This window comes from Richelia sinica FACHB-800 (assembly GCF_014698825.1).
Lineage (GTDB): Bacteria > Cyanobacteriota > Cyanobacteriia > Cyanobacteriales > Nostocaceae > FACHB-800.
Genome location: NZ_JACJTT010000001.1, coordinates 424,458 through 451,435, shown reverse-complemented (window position 1 = coordinate 451,435; position 26,978 = coordinate 424,458). Strand labels below are relative to the sequence as shown.

Sequence of the window (26,978 nt, the reverse complement as noted above, 5' to 3'; positions counted from 1 at the left end):
AATAGACGGATCAATTAAATCATCCTAGTTTAACAATTGTTGCTAGGATGATGAGCCGCTGTGGCATCACCATCACCCTCAACTGCTGCAAAAATAAAAGGGATGGTTCCACAACCATCCCTAAATTCCCCTCTGATTTTCAGATTTACCAGCAGTACCCTTGTTGGGTAATTTTTGATTGACTCAGCTATTTACTCAGCCATATTAACTAAGGTTTCCACTTGAGAGCTAGCCAATGTTGGTGCTTTAAAGATTTGTGAGTACAAGTTGGCAGGTTGTTGTCCAGCTACAACTGGTAACACTTGACGAGCATGGGCAGCAACTTCTACTGTCTTCACATCGTAGGCTTGGGTAGCTAATTTAGGATAGAAGCCGATACCGATGATAGGAAGCAGTAAACAAGCAGTGATGAAGAGTTCACGAGGCTTCAAGTCAGCCACAACAGCATCTAAATGTAATTCTTCGCTTTGTTTGCCGTAGAATACTTGACGCAGCATGGATAGTAAGTAAATGGGTGTTAATATCACACCAACTGCGGACAGGAAGATGACGACAATTTTGAAGCTGGAACTGTAAACATCGCTGGTGGCAATACCCAGGAACACCATCAACTCACCCACGAAGCCACTCATACCAGGTAAAGCTAGGGAAGCCATTGCACCAGCAGTGAAGAGAGCAAAGGTTCTGGGCATAACCTTAGCAATACCACCCATTTTGTCCATGGCCAAGGTATGGGTACGTTCGTAGGTGACACCAGACAAGAAGAATAAGCTAGCAGCAATTAAACCGTGGGATACCATTTGCAGGACTGCACCACTGATACCAATTTCTGTATAGGATGCGATACCAATGAGCACAAACCCCATGTGAGCAATGGATGAGTAAGCCAAGCGACGTTTGAGGTTGGTTTGAGCAAAGGCGCAACAAGCACCGTACACAATGTTGACTACACCCAAAATGGCTATGACTGGAGCGAAAACAGCATGGGCGTTGGTTAACATTTCAATGTTGAAGCGGATGAGGGCATAGCCACCCATTTTTAACAGTACACCCGCTAAAATCATGGAACCAGGAGCAGATGCTTCGCCGTGAGCATCAGGTAACCAGGTATGTAATGGGAAGATAGGTAATTTTACGCCGTAAGCAATTAAGAAAGCTGCATAAAGTAGAAGTTCAAAGGCTTTGGGATATTCTTTCATTCCCAGTTCTGCCATGTCGAAGGTGAAGTTATCACCGTAGAAGGCCATTGCAAAACCAGCGATGAGAATAAATATAGAAGCTGCGGCTGTATAAAGAATAAATTTGGTGGCTGCATAACGTCTTCTTGCTCCACCCCAGATGGAAATTAAGAGATAGACGGGGACTAACTCGATTTCCCACATTAAGAAGAATAAGAGCAAGTCTTGAGCGAGGAAAACGCCTAACTGGGCGCTGTACATCGCTAGCATTAAGCCATAAAATAATCGCGGCTTGTTGGTTACTTTCCAAGCCGCGAAGATTGCGAGGGTGTTAATTAAGCCTGTTAACAAAATTAAAGGCATTGATAGGCCGTCTACCCCGACTGACCAATTCAGTCCTAACTGGGGTATCCAAGCATATTTCTCTACTAGTTGCAGGGCTGCACTTTGAAAGTCGTAGCTTTGCCAAAAGGCAACAATCATCAGTGCAAAATCTGCTAGGGCTACTCCCAGGGTGTACCAACGAACGGTTTTACCTTCTTTATCGGGTATGAGGGGAATGGCTAGGGCGGCCACTAAGGGGAAGAAAATTATGGCTGATAGCCAAGGGATCTGTATGGGATTCATCACTGCTGACAATCAATTTTCGGTTTTGCTTTTAATTACATTATATTAAGGAATCGTTACTTTTGTAAATGCGTTTGCTTTCACGATTTCCCAATTTGGAGCATAAATAGTAATAAATACTTACTGATTTAACTCGCAAATCCATTCTAATTGTAAAGTTTTACAACGTCAACAAAAAACGGCGACTAATGCCACCGTTTTCTGATATAATGAATTCTTAAATTTTTGATGTAGATTTGGTCAAGAATTTAGCTTAAAGTTTCTAAACAATTCGATTAACTATCGTCCAGACTTCTCCGTCAGAACGGACGTGAGGAACGGAGATGGTCTTAAAACCTGTGATGAATGGTTTGTAATAAACTTGCCAGTACATGGGGCTGAGTTCATCAGCACAACTTTTGAGCAATCGAATTTCTTGGGCAAGTTCCCCAGCGAGTTGGTTAATGCGGTCAGCATGGACTTGGGCTACTTGTTTGGCGGCTTCTAGTTGCTCTTGCTGCTGGGAAAGGCGTTTAGATAGGGGTAGCCAACGGTCGAGGGTGGCTTGTTTTTGTTGTAGTTGCTTTTCTAAGAAGGCGATCGCATCATCTATACCTTTGAGTTCCGCCGCAATTTCGGGATTTTCCCTCGCTTGACGACGGTATGCTTCTACGATTGCCAAATTTGTGTTATTTTCGCCAGATTCTATATGATTTTGAGTTAATGCGGCGCGTTCTTGCTGGAGTGCTTGAATTTGTGAGTTTAATTCTTTGATTTCTACTTGAATTTTATCCATGTATGTAATGATTCAGGATAGGTGAACAAGCCGTTATTGCTTCTTAGCGATCGCATATAAAACATTTACCTTCAGTGCGTGAACATCATGAGCTTGAAGGAAATGCAGATTTACTTGGCGGACACGCTCTCTGGCATCCGGTTCAAGCTGATCAATTGTACCTCTAAGTCCACCACCCAAAACCATTGTCCACCAATCTTCAGGGCTAGTCAGTTCATGAGTATTTGCTTCTGCAAACACCTCTACCTGTGTAGCACCACCAGCTTCTAGTAATGCTTGTAGGGAAGTAGGATCACTAATCCGATCCCAAGGTGTAAATTTTTTAACTAAATCTGGACGTTCAGCCTCAACTGCATTCCAAAATATTTGACTAGCGGGTTCAAAGACATCTTTTCCCCAGGAAGTAATAGCTAGCTTACACCAGGACGAACCATACGCCAAAGTTCCCGAATCGCTGCAACCATATCAGGAACAAAGAAAATTCCGAACACACAAACAATGGCATCAAAACTTTCGTTTGGTAAACCTAGATTTTCAAAATCTCCAGATTGAAACTCGATATTTTCCAGACCTTGTTGTTTTGACTTCTTCCGTCCCAGTTGTAAAAGAGATTCAGCAATATCTATTCCTAGTACCTTTCCTGTTGTACCTACCAATAATGCAGCGGGAATAGCAGAAGCACCAGTTCCACAACAAACATCCAAAACGCGATCGCCATGACGAAGAGAAAGTCTATCAATGGTTCGTTGTCCAAAGCGATCCCAAAATGATAATGCTGGAGCATCAAAGTTATCAGATGCAGAATTAAAAACTGCCTCTGTTCTAGCGAGCATATCTTTTTTATTGGTCATTGACAGTAAATGCTCCTTTTCTTCAATAGTCAGGTATCACAGTAGAGAAATAATACTAGGAGATCGCACTACAATATCGGCTGAAAATATAATAAATTTAGCGACTGTCTTGAGGTACAAAACCCAACCAGAGTTTTATGGTAAGGCAAGCAGTGATAAATTCTTGTCTTGGTAAAATAATGTGATCATGTCAAAACTTTGACGCAGCAAATTTTCAACTTGTGAAGTTGAACAGTTACCAAGCCGAATCCAAATAACTTTTGGTGGATTCCCAAATACTAAGCTGAGGTCGTGCATATCCGCGTCTTTTGAGACAATCATCAAATCATTAGACTTTGCATAATCCCAAACTATTGGATCGATAGTTGATTTCATGTCAACATCTCGGACGTGGAGGGAATTTGGAAAAAGGTCAGTCAAATGCAGTGGCAACTTGGGAGAGAGATTTTCGTCAAAAAGTAATTTCATGCGGACATTGGCACATTCATAAACCGACGTTCGCGGTCAGCTGCATATGCAATACAGGCTTTAAAATCTTCCCGTGTTAGATCGGGAAAGTCTTCAAGTATCTCTGCTTCTGTCATATCAGAAGCTAGGTACTCAAGCACTTCATAAACCGTTATCCGCAAACCACGCACGCAAGGTTTACCACCGCGTTTATTTGGTTCAATCGTGATGTAATCTCGGTAGTTCATAAATTAGTCGGATAAAATTAAATTCCTTTCGTCAAATCAACTGACAAGAGCGGCTATCACGCAAAGGTTAGGGGGTAATTTAATCATATATAAATAACTATACCTCATCTACGATACAATTACAAATTTAGATATCCGACCATCTGGAAAAATAGAATGGGGTAATTATTTGTGATGACAGAATTTTCTTTAGAAAGTTTTTCGGAAAGAATACATTACGGCAAAACTAAGGATTATTTTCAAGAGGTTCTCTCTTCATACCACAATGGTAATTATCGTTCTGCTGTAGTGATGCTTTGGTCTGTTGCTGTTTGTGATATAGTTTATAAACTTGAAAGTCTTGCTGATTTACACCAAGATACAGTTGCAAGATCAATTCTTAATGAGCTTACAGCATTGCAAAATAGTGATCCTAAATCAGCTTCTTGGGAACTTAAACTAATTAAGGAGATTCATGAAAAGACAGCCCTGCTAGATCGCGCAGAATATGAAAATTTGTTATATCTTCAAAAGCAACGCCACTTGTCTGCTCACCCTACATTAAATGCAGACAGAGAATTGCATAGGCCAAATAAGGAAACTGTGAGATCGCTAATCAGAAATACTCTGGAGGGTTTGCTCATAAAGCCTCCTTTCTACACACAAAAAATAATTGATGAACTTTTGGATGATATTGCCGAATCGGCAGCAGCACTCAATAGTAGAGAAAAAGTCAAAAGATATGTGAATAGCCGATACTTAAGTAAACTTAAAACTGAAGTTCAACTTTCCATTTATAGAAAATTGTGGAAATTAGTATTTAAACTTGATAACAATGACTGCATAAAAAATAGAAAAATTAATTTCCAAACACTTGAAGTGATTGGAAATCAAAATCATGAAAGAATTTTAGAAAAAATATCAGGAGAAAAAGACTACTATAGTAATGTTTCATCAGATCCAAAAATCTTAGATTATTTAGTTTATTATCTATCGAAAAATACAAAAATTTATGATCTTCTTAATGAAGATGCTCAACTTAAAATACAGCATCATGTTGAGAATACTAATATAGGTAAAATTTGTGGATGGTTTCTAAAGGATAGTTTAAAAGCTTATTCTGAAGATATCTTATCCTTGGTGGAAGGTGACACTCATTTTGATTTTAAGGATGAACAGTTAAAGTTCTTACTTGAGATATCTGATACAGAAGAATGGCAACACTTGTTTTGTCGCATACTATCTAGTTACTACTGTTCAAGCAGGAGTTACAATGAAGCAGACTCTCGATTTCAGCAAGCTATATCTCCTTATCTTTAACTATTTGATGAAGAAGCAGTCAAATTTCTACTTCAGAACATCGAATTAAATGAACAAGTATATAACCGTGGATTAGCAAGAAAAGAACACAAAGAAATCAACGAGAGGATTTCTCAATTGTGTGGAGAAGAATTTGATTTTACTCCCTACCCAGTTACCCAGTTTTTAAAAACAACATAGTGTAATATAAATCTTTAAGCTACCTAACCAATCAAATTAGGACTTACCCAGAAGTTACAAAAGAATAAACCACGTATCGCTAAAGCTAAAGCTCCACTAACGCGAAGCGTCTCGAAGAGAAGATACTAGCGTTAAACTGTGTCTTATTTATGGTAACTACACTAATACGCAGCATGGCGTAGAGATAGGTAAGAGGGTTTGAGAGATATTTTGCGTAAGTCTTACAAACGCAGAAAACCCAAGTGTGATCGCTTCGCTCCTTCCTAGTTTCTTTGTACAATTATGCAAAGCTAGATTTTGTTAATTACGAATTACAAAACTACTGCCCCTTGCATATCAATGGGGAGCGATCGCACAATTGATATTATCCCCTGTTGCTTCCAAGCATTGGCCATGGCTGCGGTAACAGCTTGTGTATGGTCTGCATCAGTTAAGGCTAACAAAGTCGGCCCAGCACCACTAATGACCATCCCGTAAGCACCAGCATCTACAGCAGCAGCTTCCACAGCAGCGTAACCGGGAATTAAAGCTTGACGATAGGGTTGATGTAATTTATCTTGTAAAGCCGCTTGCAACCATTCAGCCTTACCAGTGGCTAAACCACGTAATAATAAACCTAAATGGGCAGCATTAAAAATGGCATCAGCGCGACTATATTCGGTGGGTAAAACTTGCCGTGCTTGGGAGGTGGAAAGCTCAAAATCAGGAATGGCTACTACAGGAATGATATGTTCATGCCAAGGTACATCACAAATTTCCCAACCAGTAGCACTGGTAGCAGCAAGACGACAACCGCCAATTAAAGCTGGTACTACATTATCAGGATGGCCTTCCATAGCGATCGCTAATTCCATCACCTGTAATGTTGACAAAGGTGAACCAGCTAATTGATTTGCAGCCACCAAACCACCAACAATAGCTGTGGCCGAACTTCCCAACCCTCTGGCTAAAGGTACACCCAACTCAATCTCTATTTTGACTGCGGGTGGTGTTTTTTCTATATATCTGTAGAATTTGGCAAAAGCTTGATAAAGCAGATTTGTTTCATCTGTTTGTACTTTTTCGGCTTCTACACCAGCCACTTGAATAATTAAGCCTTCCCCATCTAAGGAAGTAAATTTAACTTCGTTGTATAGTCCTAAAGCTGCGCCAATACAGTCAAAACCAGGCCCCAAGTTAGCAGTTGTGGCGGGAACTCTAACAGTAACAGTGGAAATTACAGACATCGTGACAATTAAAAATTAAAAATTAAACGTTAAAAATTAGCAACTTTAATAGCATCCCATGTCTGGGGACAAATAGGCCTGGAGCATAAATATTTTTTTGTTTCGTGCCAAGTTGCAAAAAAGAGCGCAAAAATTGTGACTTTTGCAGAAAAATAGGTTGTATGGCAGACTCTAGAATAAGCTCAATATCTTGCCCATTCCTATAAAAAATGTACACAAAAAGCATAATATCTGTGTACATTTTTAGAAATTAGTAATTGTCGAATTAATGTCAAATCCTAGATAGCAATACTTTGGGGAATACGTGAAGGAAGAAGGTAAATATAAGGTTTGGAAAGGGAAGAGTTGCGTTGACTGATTTGCGTTTCGATTTCTTGGAGACGCTGCTGGAATTTCTCAAATACTTGTTTGGCAGAAGTATCAGAGAAGGGATTATCTAAGGTTAACAACGATTGACTAGAGTGGGGAGGTGTCATCGTCAATACCTTCACCAATACCATTTGTTTAATGGTTTCTAAACGATTTGGTAATCGTTTGGTGAGAGGAATTTTTGCAGAATTGGTCGTAAATAAATCAGAGAAAGATTGATAAAGTGCAAAGGGATTATTAGGAACCCAACCAGCATAGTCATATTGACCAAAGTTGACGGCTGCATGTTGAGCAGTGGCGATAAAAATCACATTGGTAACTATGTCAATTAAAGCCTGTATACTATTCAATTGATTGTCTCGTTCTGGTGGCAATAACCCATAAATGTTACCATTGGTCATCAGTTCTTCTTTCCAAGCTTGCGCTTCGCGATCGCTAACTACATCGGCATCAGTTTGATAACGTGTTTGCAGAACTTCTGTTACATAGTCTTTGATAGCATTCCACATTAATAAAGCATCATCGCGATAATAGTAATTGGGTAAATCTAAAACATCGCGATTTTTCAAGTCATAGGGCAAAGCTAGCTTATAAAACTCTAGTTTGGGAACAACTTTTTCATAACCATTATAGCCACGATTTAAGAGTTCACGGGAACCATAATATCCTAATGCACCAGTGGCATCAAAAAACCCTCCTCTTTCTAAAAACACATTCCGTGCCATATTGTTAATAGCTAATGTGTTGAAATAGTGAGGTGTCAATAGTTGATAAAGTATGTGGCTGGGTGAAATTTTGCGATAGGTACTAACACTAAAAGCTTCGATGAGCAGATGAGTATTTAATAAATGAGAAACTACCCCTTGATAGGCAGCATCAGCACTAGCTACAGCCACCTTTGCCGCTTGCCAATCTTCCGGTGGTGATTTATGGGTGATAATTTGGCGATATGCCTGATGTTCTGCATCTGGTTCGTACTGCAACTTAATCGCAATGGGAATTAGTTGTTGTTTATCATCTAGATAAAACAGACAACTAGGAGATTGTGGATATCTGCCTAACTGCTCCTCCAAAATTTTCGTAGTAATTTGGTTCAAGATGGGAAAATCTAAAATATACAAGCGATTAGCTTGTATTGCCGCTGCCAAATTGATATCTTGACCAGGAAAGGGATTAACTAGTTCGTCTGTAACAGGAAAATTGCTGCTGGGACTAATATCATCAGCTTGACATTTGCGAATTAATATAGGATTCATTCCTGTCAAGCGTTGACGACCAAATTCAATATCTGAATTCCAATCTTCGGCCACATCTGGTTTCTTGAAGAATGTCCAAGGTTGGAAAAATTCGTTAAATTCATCTAAACTATTCCAGTCATTAAATTGAGCAAAAATAGTCAGTAAACCAAAATCTGCTGTGCCTGTAAAAACTATTTCTCCTTTAATTAATTTTTGCCAAAGATAAGGCACAAGATGTAAAAGTTGGGCTATCAGTAAACCGATAATGCCTTTGATGGTCATCCCTAGAAAAGTGAAGATTTTTTTAATGGGAAAACCTTGTCCTCTAGGCACTCCTTTCACATGTCCAGGTAGATTACTGTAGGTGTCTTCCCACTGGAATTTCTTTTCTACAGCCTGCCAATATTGTGAACTCATATATCTAATAATTCCTTGATGTTTCAGTTCTACAAAGGTAGGAAAATAGCTACGCCTAATCTTGCCCATTTCAGATACCAATTAGCTGAAATGGTTACGCTGTTATAACTTTAAGCACAATTATGCGTGATCTGGGGGAAATTATTAGTTAATTTCACTTAAATTTAAGGGTTTACCGGAATTTATCCCATCTGTTACCACCGCTTTTAAGGGTATGTCCCAAGGTTCAACGGGTAATTGGGTAAAATAAGCAAAATCAAAAACTACACCAATAGTGGGTTTATTTATCCAGTGAGGATGACTTAACAAGCGGTCATAGTATCCTCCTCCGTAACCCAAGCGAAACCCTTGGACATCACAAGCCACACAAGGGACAAGAATTAAATCAACTTCTTCTACATCAACTATTTTTGCTGTGGGAGAGGGTTCTAGAATGTCGTAAGCACCTTTGTGTAGAGGTTCTTCAGGTTGCCAATAGTGCCAATGTAGAGATTTATCTACACAACGAGGAAAACCCCACCGTTTTTGAGAGTTTGTTAAGAGTACACTCAGGTCAGGCTCTTGATGCAAACTAAAATAGGCGAGAATAGTCTGAGCTTGATTAAATAATAAGGATTTTTGTAAATTGGTGCAAAGGCGATCGCTCTTTTCTCTCCACTCAGTCACCGTCATCGACCGACGCATCTTTAACAGATGACGACGCAGTGCTTTTTTATTAATTGGTAAATCTAATTTCTGCATGGGTTGTAGGGGTTTAGCATTGCTAAACCCTCACATGTTAATTATTTAAGCGGCATGGTTGCGCCACCAATCAATTGTATTTTTCAAACCTTGGCGAAAATCAACTTGGGCCGTAAACCCAAAAGCTTGTTTTGCTCTTTCTGTATCTAAACAGCGACGAGGTTGACCGTTAGGCTTATCAGTTTCCCACACAATTTCCCCGTCAAACTCCATCAATTCACAAATCAATGTGATTAGATCCTTAATGGAGATTTCATAACCTGTTCCCAAGTTCACAGGTTCAGAATCATTGTAAAACTGAGTTCCCATCACAATACCTCTAGCGGCATCTGTGGAGTAGAGAAACTCACGGGTAGGAGAACCATCACCCCACACAGGAAGTTGTTTTTCCCCTCTCGCTTGGGCTTCTTGCACCTTGCGAATTAAAGCCGGGATGACATGGGAACTTCTGGGGTCAAAATTATCTTCTGGCCCGTATAAATTCACTGGTAATAAATAAATACCGTTAAAGTTATACTGCTGACGATAAGATTGCAGTTGGACCAACAGCGCCTTTTTCGCTACACCATAGGGGGCGTTGGTTTCCTCTGGATAACCATTCCACAAATCCTCTTCTTTAAAGGGGACAGGGGTAAACTTGGGATAGGCGCAGATTGTACCTACACAGACAAATTTTTCCACACCACCTTGGTATGCAGCATGAATTAGCTGGGTTCCCATCATCAAGTTATCGTAAAATAACTCTCCTGGTTTTTCTCGATTCAAGCCGATACCACCCACATGGGCAGCCAGGTGAATGATAATATCCTGTTGGTCAACTGCTCGTTGACAGTTTTCCCACACTCGTAAATCACAATCGCGCGATCGCGGTACAGTAATTTTCTCACGATCAGCCCCAGCTACACACAACTGATCTATCACCTGACGACCGAGAAAACCACCGCCACCAGTGACAAGAATGCGTTTATTCTTCAAATCCAAATCAGCCATTATTCTCTCCTGGAAGATGGAATTACAAGTGCAAAGAGCCTAATTCTGAGCGAATAGTGGCAAAATCATTAGTTTTTTGGTTGCCATTACCATTAGGAGAAGTCACACCTAAAGCTTGTAAATCAGCCTCTACCATCAAACCCACTAATTCTGGAAAAGTTACCGATGGTTGCCAACCTAGCTTTTGTTTCGCCTTTGTCGGATCGCCAATTAACAAATCTACTTCTGCTGGACGCAAATAACGCTGGTCAAATTCCACATAATCTTGCCAATTGAGATTGACATAACCAAAGGCTAAATCTAAAAACTCCTTCACAGAATGGGTTTCTCCAGTGGCAATGACATAATCATCAGGTTGACTTTGCTGTAACATCAACCACATTGCTTGTACATAATCCTTCGCATAACCCCAATCCCGTTTTGCATCCAAATTACCCATAAATAATTTTTTCTGTTTGCCAGCTACAATGCGGGCTACTGCTCTAGTAATTTTACGTGTTACAAATGTTTCACCTCTTCTCGGTGATTCATGGTTAAAGAGAATGCCATTGCAGGCAAATAAACCATAGGATTCACGATAATTGACCGTTTGCCAGTGAGCATAAACTTTGGCACAGGCATAGGGACTGCGGGGATAAAAAGGAGTAGTTTCACTTTGAGGTACAGCTTGTACCAAACCAAACATTTCTGAAGAACCCGCTTGATAGAAGCGAACTTCAATACCAGTTCGCTGCTGATAATCACGAATAGCTTCTAATAACCGCAGGGTTCCCATTCCCACTGCATCTACCGTATATTCTGGAGAATCAAAGCTGACTCGCACGTGAGATTGAGCACCCAAATTATAAATCTCCGTCGGCTTAACTTCTTCTAAAATCCGACGCAAGGTTGTACCGTCTGTTAAATCACCATAGTGTAGAAACAATCTCACTCCCTCTTTATGAGGGTCTTCATACATGTGATCAATCCGGTCTGTGTTAAAGGTAGAAGTACGACGAATAATGCCATGGACTTCATAACCTTGTTGTAGTAAAAACTCACTGAGATAAGAGCCATCCTGACCAGTAATACCAGTGATAAGAGCTATTTTAGATTGTGTCATGCCCGATAATTCCTTGTGCTTGCAATTCAAACGCGGATAAACAATATGCTATTCAATAGCACTTAAATGCTACAAGAGTTTTTTTGTGATTACTGCGGCTAGTATCTGCCATTAAAACTTGGTCGTCAACAAATATACTTAATTAAGATTTTTTTAACAAGTTGGAAACCTGGGATTTATTGAGCCAAACTTCTCAAAATCATGGAGATTGGCGATAAATTGTGCAGATCAGATATTTATTAGTGATATTACGGCTCAATATATTTATTTTTTTCTTAAAGTTTTTTCTCAAAAAATATCAAAAATTTAAGTATTCGATGTCCTTTTTTATCCAATATGGATAATAGCATCTGGGGGCAAAATTTACCCCACAGAAGTACATTGACAGATATTGTTCTAATAGGCTCCGTTATTTTTGGGCATAATGACCACATCAATTGTTTTCAAGATGATCCATAAATCCAGCCAAAAGTTCCTGAATTTTACATAATGTAAGTCAATCTGGACTCGTCGAGGGTAGGGGATATCATTGCGTCCAGACACTTGCCATAATCCAGTAATTCCAGGTTTGATTGTCAAAACCTGATCTATATGGTCACCATATTTTGGTAGTTCTTCTACCACTAATGGTCTTGGTCCCACCACACTCATATCCCCTTTTAAAACATTCCAAAATTGGGGGAATTCATCCAAGCTGGTAATGCGTAAGAAATGCCCAATTCTGGTAATTCTAGGGTCTTTTTTGAGCTTAAAATTGTTTTCAAATTCCTGGCGCATATCTGGATTAGTTTCCAGCATTTGGAAGAGAATTTCATCCGCGTTGAGCACCATAGTGCGAAACTTAATACAATTAAAGCTACGATAGTTTTTCCCTACTCTTTCTTGGACATAAAAAATTGGTCCTTCAGAACTGGCCGCAATCAACAAAGCCAGGATGATGTAGAGAGGTGAAAACAAGATTAATACAGACAGAGAAAAAACTATATCGAATATCCGTTTGGCAAACTCTCCGTGTAAACCCTGTAAAGACAAACTTTTAAGTTTAATCTTGGGCGGTTTTATTTTTTGTCCACGTTTTGGTAGAGTACGTGTAGACGTACTGCCATCCCGTCGTGGATATCGCTTGCCGGAGAGGAGTGAGCTCTGGGCAGTCATCATACTCCTTAATAATCCACACCACACATAGTCCCAATCTTAAAGCTAAAACGCGGTAATTCTGGGGTAAATTTTCCCAAAACTTGAAAACAAATACAAAAATTTAAACCTTCTGGCTAGAGATGGTCTTGTTTACTACACACTGCTCCACAAAGGACAGATATTTTTGTTGAAATACTGATGTAGAAAACTGATAGGCGTGTTCTTTGATCTGGTCATGATTAAATAAATCCTGATAGGCTTCAAATTTTTCTACGGCCGTGACTAAAGCTGCTGCTGTTTGCTCTGGGAAAAATATGCCTGTGCCTGTATCTGTACAATTGCGGATATCTTTAACAGTTTCTAAAGCACCACCAGCGCCATAGGCAATAACTGGTGTACCACAAGCTTGTGCTTCTACCAAGGCGATGCCAAAGTCTTCGCAAGCTGCGTATACAAAAGCTTTGGCCCTAGCCATGTATTTTTGAACTACATCATTGGGTTGCCATCCCAATATTTGGATATTTGGTTGGGCAATTTGCCGTATATAGGGCATTTCTGGCCCTGTGCCAATAATGACCAATGGTCGTTGGAGTTCATTAAAAGCTTGAACAATCAATGATACTTGTTTGTAACTTACTAATCGGGAGACGATCAAATAAAAATCCTCTTTTTCTCTTAAAAAGGGGCATTCCGCAACATTGACCGGTGGATAAATGACCTGAGCTTCTCGCCGATAGCAACGCCAAATTCTTCGCGCAGTATGTTGGGAGTTGGCGATAAAGTAGTCAACACGGTGGGAACTAATTACATCCCATTGCCGTAAATGATGTAATAAGTAGCGTGTGAACCATCCTAGCCAACCATTTCCGACTTTGCTGTTGTTGAGATAATCAAAGGTTAAATCCCAAGCATAACGCATAGGACTATGACAGTAGCAAATATGTAATTGATTGGGAGTGGTCAAAACTCCTTTGGCAACTGCATGGGATGAAGAAAGAATTACGTCATATTGGCGTAGGTCTAATTGTTCAATGGCTAAGGGTAGCAAGGGTAAATACTTTTGTACACCATTACGAGCCAGTGGGAAATTTTGCAGAAAGGTTGTGCCAATTTGGCGCTTGTATAGATAATTGTCGGGATTACTTGATTCAAAATCGATGAGGGCATACAAATCAGCATCAATTTGATTTAAAATCTCCCGCACAACTAGTTCTGAACCGCCTGTGGCTTTAGGGGTCAGCCACTCATGAACCAGAGCATATTTCAAAGGCACAGTTAACTTGAATGGGTGAAAACTACGTAGGCGATTTTTCAGATTAACTGAAAAATGTCCCATTGTGCGAAGTGGACATGACCCTGGATTGACCGGAAGACGTAATCTAGTCGATACAGGTTCCGAATGATGTGGTAGCTAGCTGGTAGAGAGAGATAGACAGTCAGGCATAGTCAAGATGACAAATTTGGTTGGTTGCATATGTGTTTTATGTTGGTGGCAGTTGATAGTGATTTCTATCGAGGTTGGATGAGTACAGATGGAGTCACAACCAACAAAATCTGGAGTTCCCAATCTCAAGCTGAAAATCTCCTACTCCAAAATGGCAAGAGGGAGACGGCAACCTGATAACCTCAAAGACAAGGATGATTTTACCAACCACAATTGATTGAGAAATGGGAATTTTATGCGGATTTTGATTATTGGTGGAACTCGATTCATTGGTGTCTACCTGACTCAGTTACTGGTAGAAGCTGGACATGAGGTGGTTTTGTTTAATCGGGGTAATCGTCCTGTGCCATTACAGGGAGTAGGACAAATTATAGGCGATCGCACTGACCCCACCCAGCTTAAAGAAAAGTTAGCACAAGAAAACTTTGATGTCATTTTCGACAATAATGGTCGAGAACTCACTGATACCCAACCTGTGGCGGAAATTTTCCAAGGCAGGGTGCAACATTTCGTGTATATGAGTTCTGCTGGTGTGTACCTCAAATCTGACCAGTTACCCCATGTAGAAGGGGATGCAGTCGATCCGAAGAGTCGGCACAAGGGTAAGTATGAAACAGAGGCCTATCTAGAGCAATTGGATTTGCCTTTTACTTCCATTCGTCCCACTTATATCTATGGGCCAAAAAACTATAACGATTTAGAAAGTTGGTTCTTTGATAGAATTGTTCGCGATCGCCCCATCCCCATCCCTGGCAATGGAATGCACATTACCCAGCTAGGCCATGTGAAGGACTTAGCGCAAGCCATGACCCAAGTGGTGGGTAACGACAAAGCCATCAAGCAGATTTATAATATTTCTGGCGATCGCTTCGTCACTTTTGATGGTTTAGCTCGTGCCTGTGCTGTAGCTGCTGGCAAGTCTATTGATGATGTGAAAATCGTACATTATGACCCCAAAAAGTTTGACTTTGGCAAACGCAAAGCCTTCCCAATGCGCGTTCAACACTTCTTTGCCTCTGTCAACAAAGCCATCACAGAATTAAACTGGCAGCCTGCCTATGATTTAATCTCTGGCTTACAAGACTCTTTAGAAACTGATTATTTCTTATCTGGCAGAGATAAAGCCGAAATTGATTTCTCTGTAGATGACGAAATTTTAAAATCTGTCTAAACAGAATTTTTTGATGTCTATTCTCCCGATATTTTCACGGGAGATTCTTTCCCCATCTGCTAGCAATCTGCTGTTAGTAGTGATAACCACACCTATTAATTACCCATTTGCCTACGGGGGTGTGTACCTTCATCAGGTAAACTTAACTTTTATTAAGTAATAAACACATCTCCGTCTCAAATATCATGACAGCTGCCACCACCTTTGACCTAGACAAATTAAATCAGCAATTTGAAACCGCTACTCCCAAAGAAATCTTAGCCTGGTCTATCGAGAATATTCCCACAGGATTTGTACAAACTAGCGCCTTTAACGTTGATGATTTGGTAATTACCAACATTCTCTACTCTGAACTCCAGCATTCAGTTCCTGTCATCTTCCTCGACACTCTTTTCCACTTCCGCGAAACCTTGGAACTCGTTGCTAAAGCCAAGGAAATTTATAACTTAGATTTAAAAACTTACAAAACTCCAGATGTAAACACCCGTGAAGAATTCACCGCCAAATATGGTGAAGCCCTCTGGGATACAGATATTCTCAAATTCCACGACGTTACAAAAATTGAACCTCTGCAACGAGGTCTAGACGAACTCAACACAGTCGCTTGGATTACAGGCCGTCGTCGTGACCAAGCCGTCACCCGTGCCAACATGCCTGTATTTGAACTAGATAATAAAGGGCGGTTAAAAGTTAATCCTCTTGCTGCCTGGACTCGCAAAGATTCTTGGGCTTATGTAGCTGAACATAAGGTAATTTACAATCCTCTTCATGACCAAGGCTATCCCAGCATTGGCGATGAACCCATCACCACCAAAGTAGGTGAAGGTGAAGATGAACGCGCTGGTCGTTGGCGGGGAACTGGTAAGACTGAGTGTGGTATTCACATTTAAGTTTGCACCTTTAGTAGGGGCGGGTTTATTTGGATATTGGTTGATGAATGAGGATATTTGTGAACCCGCCCCTACAATGTCATCAATTGGATCTTGGTTGATGAAGAAGGATATTTGTAAACCCGCCCCTACAATGTCATCAATTGAGTCATTTATTTCCTGGAAACCCCCTAGAGTCAACAATCTCACTAATTCCTGATTTAAGCTAGTGACTAATGACTAAATCATTAATCACTCCATATGATTAAAATACTCCACCTTTCAGATATCCACATGGGAAGTGGCTTTTCCCACGGACGGATTAATCCCACCACTGGATTGAATACACGATTAGAGGATTTTGTCAATACATTATCTTTGTGTATTGACCGAGCCTTAACAGATAATGTGGACTTAGTGATATTTGGCGGTGATGCTTTTCCAGATGCCACACCAGCCCCCTATGTCCAAGAAGCCTTTGCCAGTCAATTTCGCCGTTTGGTTGATGCAGATATTCCCACCGTGTTGTTAGTGGGAAACCATGACCAACATTCCCAAGGATTGGGAGGTGCAAGTTTAAATATTTATCGGACTTTGGGCGTACCAGGATTTGTGGTGGGTGATACCTTGACTACCCACAGGATTCAAACCCGCAATGGTATGGTACAAGTAATTACTCTCCCTTGGCTAACACGCTCTACATTGATGACACGCCAAGAAACGGAGGGTTTATCTTTGGCTGAAGTCAATCATCTGTTAGCAGAGCGGTTACAGGTAGTTTTAGAAGCTGAAATTCGCCGCCTTGACCCTGATGTACCAACGGTGTTGTTAGCTCACCTGATGGCTGATAATGCCACCTTGGGAGCAGAAAGGTTGTTAGCTGTAGGTAAAGGCTTTACTTTACCTTTATCGTTGCTGACCCGTCCTTGTTTTGACTATGTGGCTTTGGGACATGTTCATCGTCACCAAAATCTCAATAAATCCAATCACCCACCTGTAATTTATCCAGGCAGTATTGAACGGGTAGATTTTAGCGAAGAGAAGGAAGATAAGGGTTATGTGATGGTGGAGTTGGAACGGGGACAGGTGAATTGGGAGTTTTGTCCTTTGCCTGTGCGGGTATTTCGCACCATTGAGGTAGATTTATCCAAGGCAGATGAGCCGCAAGGGGTGCTACTGAAAGCAATAGGTAAGCATGACATTGAAAATGCTGTGGTGCGACTAATTTATAAAATTCGTTCTGAACAGTTAGATTTAATTGATAATTCCTCCCTGCACCAAGCTTTAAGCACGGCTCACACCTATACCATTCAACCAGAGTTGGTTAGTCAGTTAGCTAAACCCAGAATTCCGGAACTGAGTGCTAGTAACAGTATTGACCCCATGGAAGCATTGAAAACTTATCTAGATAATCGGCAAGATTTGCAGGAAATAGCTGCATCGATGGTGGAAGCAGCACAGAAGTTGTTGGCTGGTGATGAAGAAATGTGGTTGGAAACGGTTACGCCACAATCATAGGTTGCGTTAGGTGGTGATAAGTGGAAATTGTTCAGGCAGAAAAATTAATAATCAACCTGTGTAGGATCTGCCAAAATTGCTGTAATCCTTGGGTTCATCATTGAGTTAATCACTCACTCAAAGGGTATTTACACGTTTGCTAGTGGACTTTATATGTCCCTCTACACTCAAATTAAACAAGTTTTACTCGGCAAATCCCTACCTACAAGCGCACACAGTGAAGAGCGATTGACTAATGCCGCAGCTTTGGCAGTGCTTTCTTCTGATGCTTTGTCTTCTGTGGCTTATGCAACAGAAGAAATTTTGTTAATCTTAGTGGCTGCTGGCAGTAGCGCTTTGGGTTTATCTCTGCCCATAGCTGTAGCCATTATTGTACTGCTGGGAATTGTTGTCCTTTCCTACCGTCAGACGATTCGCGCCTATCCTCAAGGTGGTGGTTCTTACATTGTGGCGAGGGAAAATCTGGGGCTTTATCCTGGATTGGTGGCTGGTGGGTCGCTGATGATTGACTATATATTGACAGTAACGGTCAGTATATCTGCGGGTACGGCGGCTTTAACTTCAGCGATTCCGTCACTACAATCTCACACGGTTTTACTGTGTTTAGTTTTCATCTTCTTGTTGATGCTGGCTAATCTCCGGGGGGTGAAGGAATCAGGAAATATTTTTATGATTCCTACCTATAGTTTTATTGCCAGCGTGTTTTTATTGATTTTGGTAGGTTTATTTAAATTCACTACTGGTCAAGCTGTGACTGCATATCCTGCATTGTCTGTGAAAGAAGGATTGAGTTTATTTTTCATTTTGCGTGCCTTCTCAGCAGGATGTACGGCTTTGACAGGTGTGGAAGCTATTTCCGATGGAGTTTTGGCTTTTAAACCACCAGAATGGCAAAACGCCCGTTTGACTTTGTTGTATTTGGGTGGGCTGTTGGGATTAATGTTTGTGGGCATTACTTGTTTAGCAAATATTTATCACATTGTGCCTGAAGAAGGACAAACGGTGGTTTCACTCCTGGGGCGGCAAATTTTTGGGGGTGGGCCGTTGTACTTTTTTCTGCAAATGGTGACGTTGTTAATCTTGTTATTGGCAGCTAATACCAGTTATGCAGATTTTCCCAGACTGTGTTACTTCCTGGCTAGAGATGGTTTTTTACCGCGGCAACTAGCTCTGTTAGGCGATCGCTTGGTTTACTCTAACGGTATCATTCTCCTCAGTCTTTGCGCTGCCATTCTTGTCATTATTTTTAAAGGACAAGTCAGCGCTGTTATTCCCCTCTATGCAGTTGGGGTGTTCACTTCCTTTACCCTGTCTCAAGCAGGAATGGTACGTCATTGGTTTCAAGGGCAAACGAGTGGTTGGCATTCCAGCGCGGTGATGAATGGTTTAGGTGCGATCGCCACGGCTGTGGTTTTGGGTGTAATAGTTTTTACCAAGTTTCTCTTGGGTGCTTGGTTAGTGGTGGTGGCTATTCCCATTTTAGTCAGTCTGTTTTTAGCTATTAATCGACATTATCAATATGTAGCTGAACGACTGAGTATTCAAGGACTGGCACCACGCAGTTATATTCCTCGACCAAAACCAGAAAAAGTAACTCATCCTGCGGTTGTCATTGTTGGACAATTGAATCGAGGAACAGTAGAAGCATTAGAATATGCCCGGACAGTAGCAGATGAAATCGTAGCCATTCATGTTGATATTGGTTCCACAGATCGGGAAAAACTGCAAGCTAAATGGCGTAATTTAGAATCAGATATTCCCCTAGAAATTATCGAGTCACCTTATCGGTCTGTCATTACTCCTATTGTGGAGTTTGTCCGCCAATTTGAACAACGTTATCCGGAGGTTTTCACCACAATTATTATTCCTGCTTTTGTCACACGTAATTGGTGGGATGGGATTTTACATAACCAAACCACTTTCTTTCTCAAAAATGCCCTACGTGCGAAGAGAAGTCGAGTTATAACGACAGTGCGATACTATCTATAGGCATTTTTTGTTTATGGCGACTAATGGGGACTTGAATCACAAATTTAGTCCCCTCTCCCAACTGGGAATCACACCACATTTTGCCATGGTGTTTTTCAACAATAATATTGTAACTAATAGATAGACCTAGCCCTGTGCCTTTGCCGACAGGTTTGGTAGTAAAAAATGGGTCAAAAATGCGCGATCGCGCCGTTTCCGGTATGCCTAATCCGTTGTCAGTAATGGTAATTTGTACAAGATGATCAGTAATTAGTTGAGTAGAAATATAAATCAGTCCTTGCTGCTGAAGCAAGCTATCTTTTTTCTGTTGTATTAGTAATTCATCTACTGCATCGATAGCATTTGTCAGTAAATTCATAAATACTTGGTTGAGTTGCCCTGCGTAGCATTCTATCAATGGTAATTTCGCATATTCTTTGATTATTTGAATGCCTGGACTATCTGGTTTGGTTTTGAGACGATGTTGCAAAATTAATAGAGTATTTTCTATTCCTTCATGGATATCAACATATTTAAATTCAGATTCATCTAGTCGAGAAAAGTTACGTAAAGATAAAACTATTTGTCTAATTCTCTCAGTTCCAATTTCCATAGACTGGAGTAATTTAGGTAAATCTTCTTGGATGAAGTCAAGTTCCATTTCATCCAAAATGATTTGAATTTTTTCCGGTGTCTCTGGATAATGATATTGATAAGCCGCAACAAGCTTTAATAAGTTTTGACTATAGTTATCAATGTGCGCGATGTTGCCATAAATGAAGTTTACAGGGTTGTTGATTTCGTGGGCAATTCCTGCTATTAATTGCCCTAAACTCGACATTTTTTCTGTTTGCACAAGTTGCAGTTGGGCTTTGTGTAATTGTTCTAGGGTCTGCTGAATTTCTTGGCTGTGCTGTTCCTTTTCTAATAGCAGTTCTTTTACTTTTTGAATTAAATGATTTAGTGCTGTTCCTAAAATACCTGTTTCATCTTGACTGATAACTGGCACTTGCAAATCAAAGTTGGAAGATTGGGTAACTTGTTGGGCAACACTTGTTGCTAATTTTAGAGGTTTATTAATATGACTGGCAATTCTGAAACCAAAGAATAAAGCCAAAGTCACACAGCCTAAACTAGTAATACCAATAATTACAATTGTTGGTCTAGCAAAGGAAATCGCTTCGTTATACATTGACGAATATTCGAGAATTACTGCCCCGCCTATAGTGTTTGCATCTTTATACAAAGGAACCACAATCATTTTTGCAATTGGCAAATGATGAGATTCTTGTGTTAAAAAGGTTCTCACTTTCCCATCTTGCAAGGTCTGATTGACTTCCTGTCCTTGATCATCGTCGAAAACTGTACCGATATCTTGTGGATGTGGATTTGCTAAGATTTTTTTTTGCAAATTTACTACCACGCTATCGCGATTCTGTTTTTGATGAAGTAATGTGACATAGGATTGTAAACTCTCTGCTGCTACCTCTGGTGATAAATCTTCACCATACAAATCCTCAGAAATTGATGTAGCTAGCATTTGCGCGACATGTTTAGCTTCTAGGACTGCTAATGCTTTAGCCATTTTTTGGCTTTGGGCGATCGCTACTGCACCCACTACAAATGTTAATAAAGAAACACCAATAAAACTTCCAACTAATTTGTGAGCAATTTTCATAGCCAAGTCAGGGATGTGCAAATTCTGTGAAGACCTCTAGATTTACCGCTTAAATATGCGATTACAAAGATAATCGCCATCCTCGCTTTAGTAAATCCAAACTGTGATGTAATGTTTGCCTCAGTCCCGTCAAAAGCTCACCTCTAGGTCAACAAGATATTGCTTTTATCTTGTTACTAGAGAAGAAAAATACTATATACAGTAAATTTTATCACATCCCTGCTATGGTCCTAATCATTGCTACCAAAATCCAAAATGCTATAACTCTTCCTAGTGAAAATTGATGTTCTAGGGAAGTAGATTACACCCTGAATTTATTCTCAAAAAACCCGTCTACCCTACCATAACCAATCGTCTGGTTATATTTTTGACCTGCTTTGTTTCCAAATCCCATCAATTTAGATGACCCCAATACCAATTAGAAAAATAATTGTTATTGATGAATTGACACTAATTCAGCTAATACCGTTTCTTTGTGTATCTGCATATATTTACCCTCTGGCTTTGCCTTCACCCCTTGGCAAGGCAGGAATACAGGGGGGTGTTATTATCTGCATCTTCAGAAAAAATTGGTACAACATTTCTCATTTCTATTGGTATAGACGGGTTCTCAAAATTTCTGCACATTAAACAACCACTTCTTCCCGTTGACAATCAAAAACTATCTGGAAAGTTGTATTAGGACTAATTTGACTTAAGTGTTGAAGATAACCATCCGCATCAGAACGACTCCGAAATCTCGCCACAATTACCTTTTCTGTGTCTGAAAGTAACCGTGCGATCGCCCAAGCATTGAGTCGATTTTTGTATGTAATAGCTTGATTTTCTGATTTACTCTCTTGAGAATCTGTGTTTTGTGGCATGATGATGTTAACCGTATGAATTTGAGTTAAAGGCGTTAGTGTGTATCTTTACCCAGGAAAACACTAACGCTTTTATTGATGATGCCACTTTGTTATTACATTATTTAGGGATTGTCAAGACCTCTTGCGACAGCAGGGCTATTATCCAGCAGTATAGAAATTTTCTATTTTCTCCTGTTGATTGATACCAAAGTTAAATGGGGATACTTATAGCCTCAAATTATTTGTGTATACCTTTTATCTTTCAAGGGAAAAATATCCTATATTTTGTCTATTCAGGTTAAAATTATCACATAGTTAAAATTGTTACCATTTCTTATTGACAGGGTGTATAACAATGTCTTTGCTGATATCTATCCTCCAGAAAGCTGCATCCAAAATCAATGCAGAACTTTTACTTGAGCCAGAATATAAATTAGTAGGTCATATTACTTTTAAAAATGGCAAAAAAACTGTTTTTAGTGGCACCAGATTAAACGTTAACGGCTATGGGTCCTCTGATTTAGCAAGAGATAAACATTACACCAAATATTTTCTCAAGCAATTTGGATACAAGATTACAGAAGGTCAAACTTTTTTCCATGAAAAACTTTGCGCTAGTTTAACTGCATCCCGGAATGTTGATGATGGTTTGAGCTATGCTCAAAATCTAGGTTTTCCCGTAATTATGAAACCATTGAACCTTAGACAAGGTGTTTTAGTTACCAAAATTTATAATTCCACACAGTATTATGAAGTCGCAGGAAAAATTTTAGAAATTAATCCTGGCTTTATTGTCGAACGATTCTATAGTGGTAATGACTACAGAATCTTAGTTTTTGATAATGAAGTTATAGCTGCTTATCAAAGAATTCCATTTTTTGTGGTTGGTAATGGTGAAGATACGGTAGAACAACTAATCCAAGCCAAACAAGCGTATTTGATTCAACAAGGACGAAAAGTAAAAATTAATTTATTCGATTTTCGCATTGCCGAAAAATTACAACGTCAAAATCTTTCCTTACAGAGTATTATTCCCCAAAATACTACTGTCTTTTTGTTAGATAATGCTAATTTATCAGCTGGTGGTGAAGCTGTCGATTTCACCGAACAAATTCATCCTAATTTTCAAAAATTAGCGGTTAATATTACCAAAGATATGGGTTTGAGATTGGCAGGTGTGGATATAATTAGCAATGATATTACACAGCCAATCCTCGACTATACCCTAATTGAAGTTAATTCGGCTCCTAGCTTATCTCACTATGCCACTGGTGGAGATAAACAAATGCAAAGAGTCGAAGATTTATATTTAAAAATTCTCCAATCCTTGGAAAATTCACCAATTCTTTCTTAAGAGAGATTCAAACTCAGCTTGCAGCGAAGAAATTTCCGCGACTCTAGCCACAAGTAAATTATCCCTACCTGCATCTTGTAAGCGAGTCTTCCAATATTCAATAGTTTCTGCATTATTTACCCAAAAAGCAATTACAGTTTCGACCACTTGATCTAAATTCCAACCCCATTTAGCCGGAACTGGTTCCACAGTCTCTAGCAAAGCATCTAAGGTGCAAATCTGGGTTCCTAGATACTCTACTCCTTTGAACCTTTGTTCTTCCAAACTTTGCTGGTGACTAAAGAAATTCCAAACTGGAGATACGCCAACAATATCAAATGTATATCTCATTCCAGTCCTCTTCATCAAATAATCAACTAACCGGAAATTTGGGTATTGGGCAAAATTTAGCTAAACCATGATTGTGCATAACAGGAATGCTAATAAATATAGTAATTTGGGCATTTTGCCTTCATTATGCAACTTCGATGTGTAACAGCTTATTGCCGTGTTGAACAGAGATAAATACACAGCATAAATTGAACTAATGGCATGACCAAAAGTCTTTAAAGTCCTTTTTTTTAGTTAATTTGTGAATTATCCCCTCTAGGAAAATTATAATTATTCACTCAATTAATTGGACATAATTTTGCAAATAATTATCAGAGATAATTAGCACTCTCAAGGCTCAAGTGCTAATAGTTATTCGATTGTTTAACTGTATTATCAAAGAATTTTTGGTGTTAATAAAGATGAGAAGAATAATTTTAATATTTGTTTAAATATTGGCTATGGGCCCATAATTTCCCGTACAAGTCCCAGGTAAAGCATATTCCAGGTAGCCTTTAACACAGTGTTGAGGGGATGTTTAGGAATTTCTAGTCAATTATTCAATCTTGCGGGATGTCCGGGTTAAAGGGTTACACAAGACCTGTGTTAACCTCGTCCTTTGCGTAGCGTGACGATAGCCATAGTATGCCTACCCCATTGTGACCTAATAAGTATTATTACGGTGTATTTCTGCCTTGAGACTCTATATTACGTATATTACTTAATTGTTATTACTGTAAAAAAGATTTTCATTATCAGAATAAACAGAATATACACGTATTCTTAACAATATTTTAACTTTTTCACTAGTCCATGCTCAGGAACTGTACTGATGTTTTGTCTGTTTTTGATCATTGCACAGCCAAAAATGGATATTTTAAATTTATTCGTATTTATACTGTTTTTATTTTTTGTAAATAAAGTTTTATTAAAAGTAACACCTGTTTAAGAACGTCAATTCATTAACAATAGGGGTCGCGAAATGTTAGTACAAGATATCTCAATTCCAGTAATTAATGTTCAGAATCGCGATTATGAGCAGGAACTTCAAGATTATGTGCAGCATTTGTATGGTGATATTCCTATTACTCCTTGCCCCTTTACTAAAGCAGAAATAGAAGCCTTAGAAGAACAAAATGAATTGCTCGTCTATTTGCCTGCCAAAATGACAATGAAACAGCTATGTCAGCAATTTGGTATCAGAGCAAATGTGGATTTTGACAATGAATCTTTAATCAAAAATACAATGGTTTCTGAAAACCAATGGTTCATTGCTTCAGCTTCCAAAACTCCGGAATTAATGTACCAAACTGGGCTAGCTGCCAAGCGGATTTATGAAGACGAAGGCTTGCATGGCATGGATTTCCGGCGTTATTTGGCTTTTGCAGCTACCTTTAAATATAAATTTGGTGTCTTCCCTGACCAAACATACTGGACATTTTTAGTCTCAGGAAGTTATGACAGAAGTGGAATATCTATTGTCGGCTTTGATGCTCGTGGTGTTTTAAATCATCATGGCTGGATGAGAAATTTCAAAGCTAAGTTTTTAGGCTCTAGATATATAGTTATTGCTCCTAGATTGGAAGTAGTTCCTGAAACTGAAACTTTACCACGGGCCCAAAGAGGGAGAAGAGGAACTGCTGGTAAAGAAGCGGATATGGAATAGGTTGTAATTAGGATTTAGTGATTGTAATAGGAGGGTTTTGTAAATGCTAACTCAAGATTTACCATTAGGTGAAAAGTATGATTTACTCAACCCTTTATTTTTCACTAATCCTGATCCCACCTTGGATCAAATGCGGATTGCTGATCCAATTTACTGGCATCCGCAATTAGAATCATGGATTCTGACTCGTTATGTTGATGTTTATAATACAATCCGCGAACAGAGGTTTTCTGTAGATAGAGGTGGACAAATTGGTAAAAGTAAATTTGCCTCTGTCCAGGATAAGCTGAAGTTTTGTAATGAATACTTTACAAAGTGGATGGTGTTTTCCGATCCACCACGACATACCAGACTCAGAACTTTAATCGGTAAGGCTTTTACACCTCAGATCAGCAACAGTTTAAACTGTTTCATTCAAGACTGTGCTGATGAACTGATTGATGCAGTTCAAGATGCTGGTCAGATGGAGGTGATTCAAGACTTTGCCATTCCCTTACCGGCCCTAGTGACAGCTAAGTTGCTAGGTGTACCTAGAGAAGATATTCCTGCGCTAAAACGCTGGAGTAGCAATATGTTTACTCTTTTTGGTGCAGGTTGGGCCAGTGAAGCGGTTGTGGAGACTACTTACCAAAGTTTGGTAGAAAGTATTGGATATTTTGATAATTTAATTGCCCAACATCGTCAGCATCCTGTCAGTGATTTTATTACTAAGTTAATAGCTGCTGAAGATAACGGTAGTGTACTGAGTGAAGAAGAATTGACATCTACATGTATTACCTTTATGGCTGGTGCCTATGAAACTACCACTTATTTAATCAGTAATGGACTTCTGGCTTTATTGCAACATCCTGATCAATTGCAGATGTTGCTAGAGAATCCATCCTTGATTGATTCTACGGTGGAAGAAGTCTTCCGTTATTGGGGTCCCGCATTTAGTGTAGTGCGTTGTGCGATCGCAGATACTTATATTAATGACCAGCTAATTAGTCAAGGACAGAAAATCTATTGTCTTTTACATGCAGCAAATCACGACCCTGCACAATTCCCTAATCCTGACCAATTTGACATTACTCGCAAAGAAAACCGTCATCTTGGTTTAGGGCAAGGTATCCATTTTTGCTTGGGTGCTGCACTCACACGTTTAGAAGCGAAAATTGCCTTGAACACTTTATTGGAGCGGTTAAGCAATATACAGTTAGCAACCAATCAATTCCACTGGATACCAAACTTAGCCATGCGTGGCTTAGAGTCATTACCAGTAACATTTTCACGACATCATTAAGTAATGATAGCAGGTGACAGGTGACAGGTAAGAGTGATAGAAGCCTTTT

25 protein-coding genes are annotated in these 26,978 nt (G+C 39.6%); 9 read left to right on the top strand and 16 right to left on the bottom strand.

Going from position 1 to position 26,978, the window contains the following annotated elements; genetic code table 11:
* Positions 1-191: 191 nt before the first annotated feature.
* The 6 genes from H6G73_RS01805 to H6G73_RS01785 all read right to left on the bottom strand — a co-directional run bounded on the left by H6G73_RS01805 (position 192) and on the right by H6G73_RS01785 (position 4,126).
* The gene (locus H6G73_RS01805) at positions 192-1,805 is read right to left on the bottom strand and encodes an NAD(P)H-quinone oxidoreductase subunit 4 (RefSeq protein WP_190601216.1); all 1,614 of its coding nucleotides are present in this window, start codon (positions 1,803-1,805) and stop codon (positions 192-194) included.
* Between the two features lie 262 nt (positions 1,806-2,067).
* Positions 2,068-2,580 (bottom strand): hypothetical protein, encoded by a 513-nt coding sequence (locus H6G73_RS01800; protein WP_190601215.1) that lies wholly within the window; start codon positions 2,578-2,580, stop codon positions 2,068-2,070.
* Positions 2,581-2,613: 33 nt separating this feature from the next.
* Complete coding sequence (locus H6G73_RS24130; RefSeq protein WP_199317563.1) at positions 2,614-3,021, bottom strand: hypothetical protein; 408 nt, start codon at positions 3,019-3,021, stop codon at positions 2,614-2,616.
* Positions 2,991-3,431 carry a class I SAM-dependent methyltransferase gene (locus tag H6G73_RS24125; protein ID WP_199317562.1) on the bottom strand — a complete coding sequence of 147 codons (441 nt, stop codon included), beginning with the start codon at positions 3,429-3,431 and terminating at the stop codon, positions 2,991-2,993. Before H6G73_RS24125 ends, H6G73_RS24130 begins: the two co-directional genes overlap by 31 nt.
* 135 nt (positions 3,432-3,566) lie before the next feature.
* Positions 3,567-3,899 (bottom strand): DUF5615 family PIN-like protein, encoded by a 333-nt coding sequence (locus H6G73_RS01790; RefSeq protein WP_190601214.1) that lies wholly within the window; start codon positions 3,897-3,899, stop codon positions 3,567-3,569.
* A complete protein-coding gene (locus H6G73_RS01785) occupies positions 3,896-4,126 on the bottom strand; it encodes a DUF433 domain-containing protein (RefSeq protein ID WP_190601213.1) in 231 nt (76 codons plus the stop codon). The genes H6G73_RS01790 and H6G73_RS01785 overlap by 4 nt, the downstream gene beginning before the upstream one ends.
* A 174-nt stretch (positions 4,127-4,300) precedes the next feature.
* Here H6G73_RS01785 and H6G73_RS01780 point away from each other — a divergent pair, with 174 nt between their 5' ends.
* On the top strand, positions 4,301-5,425 hold the full coding sequence (locus tag H6G73_RS01780) for a hypothetical protein (RefSeq protein ID WP_206756227.1): 1,125 nt from the start codon (positions 4,301-4,303) through the stop codon (positions 5,423-5,425).
* Positions 5,426-5,916: 491 nt separating this feature from the next.
* On the opposite strand, the gene thrB is transcribed toward H6G73_RS01780, so the two are convergent.
* The 7 genes from thrB to H6G73_RS01745 all read right to left on the bottom strand — a co-directional run bounded on the left by thrB (position 5,917) and on the right by H6G73_RS01745 (position 14,098).
* A complete protein-coding gene (gene thrB, locus H6G73_RS01775) occupies positions 5,917-6,831 on the bottom strand; it encodes a homoserine kinase (RefSeq protein ID WP_190601212.1) in 915 nt (304 codons plus the stop codon).
* Positions 6,832-7,109: 278 nt separating this feature from the next.
* Positions 7,110-8,924: a lipoxygenase family protein gene (locus tag H6G73_RS01770; RefSeq protein WP_190601211.1), complete on the bottom strand. Its 1,815-nt coding sequence runs from the start codon at positions 8,922-8,924 to the stop codon at positions 7,110-7,112.
* Between the two features lie 75 nt (positions 8,925-8,999).
* Positions 9,000-9,596 carry a 5-formyltetrahydrofolate cyclo-ligase gene (locus tag H6G73_RS01765; protein WP_190601210.1) on the bottom strand — a complete coding sequence of 199 codons (597 nt, stop codon included), beginning with the start codon at positions 9,594-9,596 and terminating at the stop codon, positions 9,000-9,002.
* A gap of 45 nt (positions 9,597-9,641) precedes the next feature.
* Positions 9,642-10,586, bottom strand: a complete 945-nt coding sequence (locus tag H6G73_RS01760) for a GDP-L-fucose synthase family protein (protein ID WP_190601209.1) — start codon at positions 10,584-10,586, stop codon at positions 9,642-9,644.
* A gap of 22 nt (positions 10,587-10,608) precedes the next feature.
* On the bottom strand, positions 10,609-11,688 hold the full coding sequence (gene gmd, locus H6G73_RS01755) for a GDP-mannose 4,6-dehydratase (RefSeq protein ID WP_190601208.1): 1,080 nt from the start codon (positions 11,686-11,688) through the stop codon (positions 10,609-10,611).
* Positions 11,689-12,084: 396 nt separating this feature from the next.
* Entirely contained in the window at positions 12,085-12,843 is a 759-nt protein-coding gene (locus H6G73_RS01750; RefSeq protein WP_190601261.1) for a sugar transferase, read from the bottom strand.
* Between the two features lie 103 nt (positions 12,844-12,946).
* Complete coding sequence (locus tag H6G73_RS01745; protein ID WP_190601260.1) at positions 12,947-14,098, bottom strand: glycosyltransferase; 1,152 nt, start codon at positions 14,096-14,098, stop codon at positions 12,947-12,949.
* Between the two features lie 210 nt (positions 14,099-14,308).
* On the opposite strand from H6G73_RS01745, the gene H6G73_RS01740 reads away from it, so the two are divergent.
* From H6G73_RS01740 to H6G73_RS01720, 5 genes are all read left to right on the top strand, one after another.
* Positions 14,309-14,446 (top strand): hypothetical protein, encoded by a 138-nt coding sequence (locus tag H6G73_RS01740; protein WP_190601207.1) that lies wholly within the window; start codon positions 14,309-14,311, stop codon positions 14,444-14,446.
* 58 nt (positions 14,447-14,504) lie between these two features.
* On the top strand, positions 14,505-15,440 hold the full coding sequence (locus tag H6G73_RS01735) for an NAD-dependent epimerase/dehydratase family protein (RefSeq protein ID WP_190601206.1): 936 nt from the start codon (positions 14,505-14,507) through the stop codon (positions 15,438-15,440).
* 185 nt (positions 15,441-15,625) lie between these two features.
* Positions 15,626-16,330: a phosphoadenosine phosphosulfate reductase gene (cysH, locus tag H6G73_RS01730; protein ID WP_190601205.1), complete on the top strand. Its 705-nt coding sequence runs from the start codon at positions 15,626-15,628 to the stop codon at positions 16,328-16,330.
* A 240-nt stretch (positions 16,331-16,570) separates the two neighbouring features.
* Positions 16,571-17,827 carry an exonuclease subunit SbcD gene (gene sbcD, locus H6G73_RS01725; protein WP_190601204.1) on the top strand — a complete coding sequence of 419 codons (1,257 nt, stop codon included), beginning with the start codon at positions 16,571-16,573 and terminating at the stop codon, positions 17,825-17,827.
* 153 nt (positions 17,828-17,980) lie between these two features.
* Complete coding sequence (locus H6G73_RS01720) at positions 17,981-19,816, top strand: APC family permease (RefSeq protein ID WP_190601203.1); 1,836 nt, start codon at positions 17,981-17,983, stop codon at positions 19,814-19,816.
* Here the strand turns inward: H6G73_RS01720 and H6G73_RS24120 are convergent.
* Complete coding sequence (locus H6G73_RS24120; RefSeq protein ID WP_199317559.1) at positions 19,788-21,473, bottom strand: sensor histidine kinase; 1,686 nt, start codon at positions 21,471-21,473, stop codon at positions 19,788-19,790. The two genes, H6G73_RS01720 and H6G73_RS24120, sit on opposite strands and share 29 nt — an antisense overlap.
* A gap of 626 nt (positions 21,474-22,099) precedes the next feature.
* Entirely contained in the window at positions 22,100-22,336 is a 237-nt protein-coding gene (locus H6G73_RS01710) for a hypothetical protein (protein WP_190601202.1), read from the bottom strand.
* A gap of 337 nt (positions 22,337-22,673) precedes the next feature.
* On the opposite strand from H6G73_RS01710, the gene H6G73_RS01705 reads away from it, so the two are divergent.
* Positions 22,674-23,672 (top strand): cyanophycin synthetase, encoded by a 999-nt coding sequence (locus tag H6G73_RS01705; RefSeq protein WP_190601201.1) that lies wholly within the window; start codon positions 22,674-22,676, stop codon positions 23,670-23,672.
* Here the strand turns inward: H6G73_RS01705 and H6G73_RS01700 are convergent.
* Positions 23,655-24,002, bottom strand: coding sequence for a hypothetical protein (locus H6G73_RS01700; protein WP_190601200.1), 348 nt, complete (start codon positions 24,000-24,002; stop codon positions 23,655-23,657). The two genes, H6G73_RS01705 and H6G73_RS01700, sit on opposite strands and share 18 nt — an antisense overlap.
* A gap of 961 nt (positions 24,003-24,963) precedes the next feature.
* On the opposite strand from H6G73_RS01700, the gene H6G73_RS01695 reads away from it, so the two are divergent.
* Positions 24,964-25,647: a hypothetical protein gene (locus H6G73_RS01695; protein WP_190601199.1), complete on the top strand. Its 684-nt coding sequence runs from the start codon at positions 24,964-24,966 to the stop codon at positions 25,645-25,647.
* Between the two features lie 43 nt (positions 25,648-25,690).
* Positions 25,691-26,929, top strand: coding sequence for a cytochrome P450 (locus tag H6G73_RS01690; RefSeq protein WP_190601198.1), 1,239 nt, complete (start codon positions 25,691-25,693; stop codon positions 26,927-26,929).
* Positions 26,930-26,978 lie beyond the last annotated feature (49 nt).

Coding starts and splice junctions, on each gene's coding strand:
- H6G73_RS01805 (WP_190601216.1), bottom strand. CDS start 1,805: ATGAATCCCATACAGATCCCTTGGCTATCAGCCATAATTTTCTTCCCC.
- H6G73_RS01800 (WP_190601215.1), bottom strand. CDS start 2,580: ATGGATAAAATTCAAGTAGAAATCAAAGAATTAAACTCACAAATTCAA.
- H6G73_RS24125 (WP_199317562.1), bottom strand. CDS start 3,431: ATGACCAATAAAAAAGATATGCTCGCTAGAACAGAGGCAGTTTTTAAT.
- H6G73_RS01790 (WP_190601214.1), bottom strand. CDS start 3,899: ATGAAATTACTTTTTGACGAAAATCTCTCTCCCAAGTTGCCACTGCAT.
- H6G73_RS01785 (WP_190601213.1), bottom strand. CDS start 4,126: ATGAACTACCGAGATTACATCACGATTGAACCAAATAAACGCGGTGGT.
- H6G73_RS01780 (WP_206756227.1), top strand. CDS start 4,301: ATGACAGAATTTTCTTTAGAAAGTTTTTCGGAAAGAATACATTACGGC.
- thrB (WP_190601212.1), bottom strand. CDS start 6,831: ATGTCTGTAATTTCCACTGTTACTGTTAGAGTTCCCGCCACAACTGCT.
- H6G73_RS01770 (WP_190601211.1), bottom strand. CDS start 8,924: ATGGGCAAGATTAGGCGTAGCTATTTTCCTACCTTTGTAGAACTGAAA.
- H6G73_RS01765 (WP_190601210.1), bottom strand. CDS start 9,596: ATGCAGAAATTAGATTTACCAATTAATAAAAAAGCACTGCGTCGTCAT.
- H6G73_RS01760 (WP_190601209.1), bottom strand. CDS start 10,586: ATGGCTGATTTGGATTTGAAGAATAAACGCATTCTTGTCACTGGTGGC.
- gmd (WP_190601208.1), bottom strand. CDS start 11,688: ATGACACAATCTAAAATAGCTCTTATCACTGGTATTACTGGTCAGGAT.
- H6G73_RS01750 (WP_190601261.1), bottom strand. CDS start 12,843: ATGACTGCCCAGAGCTCACTCCTCTCCGGCAAGCGATATCCACGACGG.
- H6G73_RS01740 (WP_190601207.1), top strand. CDS start 14,309: ATGTTGGTGGCAGTTGATAGTGATTTCTATCGAGGTTGGATGAGTACA.
- H6G73_RS01735 (WP_190601206.1), top strand. CDS start 14,505: ATGCGGATTTTGATTATTGGTGGAACTCGATTCATTGGTGTCTACCTG.
- cysH (WP_190601205.1), top strand. CDS start 15,626: ATGACAGCTGCCACCACCTTTGACCTAGACAAATTAAATCAGCAATTT.
- sbcD (WP_190601204.1), top strand. CDS start 16,571: ATGATTAAAATACTCCACCTTTCAGATATCCACATGGGAAGTGGCTTT.
- H6G73_RS01720 (WP_190601203.1), top strand. CDS start 17,981: ATGTCCCTCTACACTCAAATTAAACAAGTTTTACTCGGCAAATCCCTA.
- H6G73_RS24120 (WP_199317559.1), bottom strand. CDS start 21,473: ATGAAAATTGCTCACAAATTAGTTGGAAGTTTTATTGGTGTTTCTTTA.
- H6G73_RS01710 (WP_190601202.1), bottom strand. CDS start 22,336: ATGCCACAAAACACAGATTCTCAAGAGAGTAAATCAGAAAATCAAGCT.
- H6G73_RS01705 (WP_190601201.1), top strand. CDS start 22,674: ATGTCTTTGCTGATATCTATCCTCCAGAAAGCTGCATCCAAAATCAAT.
- H6G73_RS01700 (WP_190601200.1), bottom strand. CDS start 24,002: ATGAGATATACATTTGATATTGTTGGCGTATCTCCAGTTTGGAATTTC.
- H6G73_RS01695 (WP_190601199.1), top strand. CDS start 24,964: ATGTTAGTACAAGATATCTCAATTCCAGTAATTAATGTTCAGAATCGC.
- H6G73_RS01690 (WP_190601198.1), top strand. CDS start 25,691: ATGCTAACTCAAGATTTACCATTAGGTGAAAAGTATGATTTACTCAAC.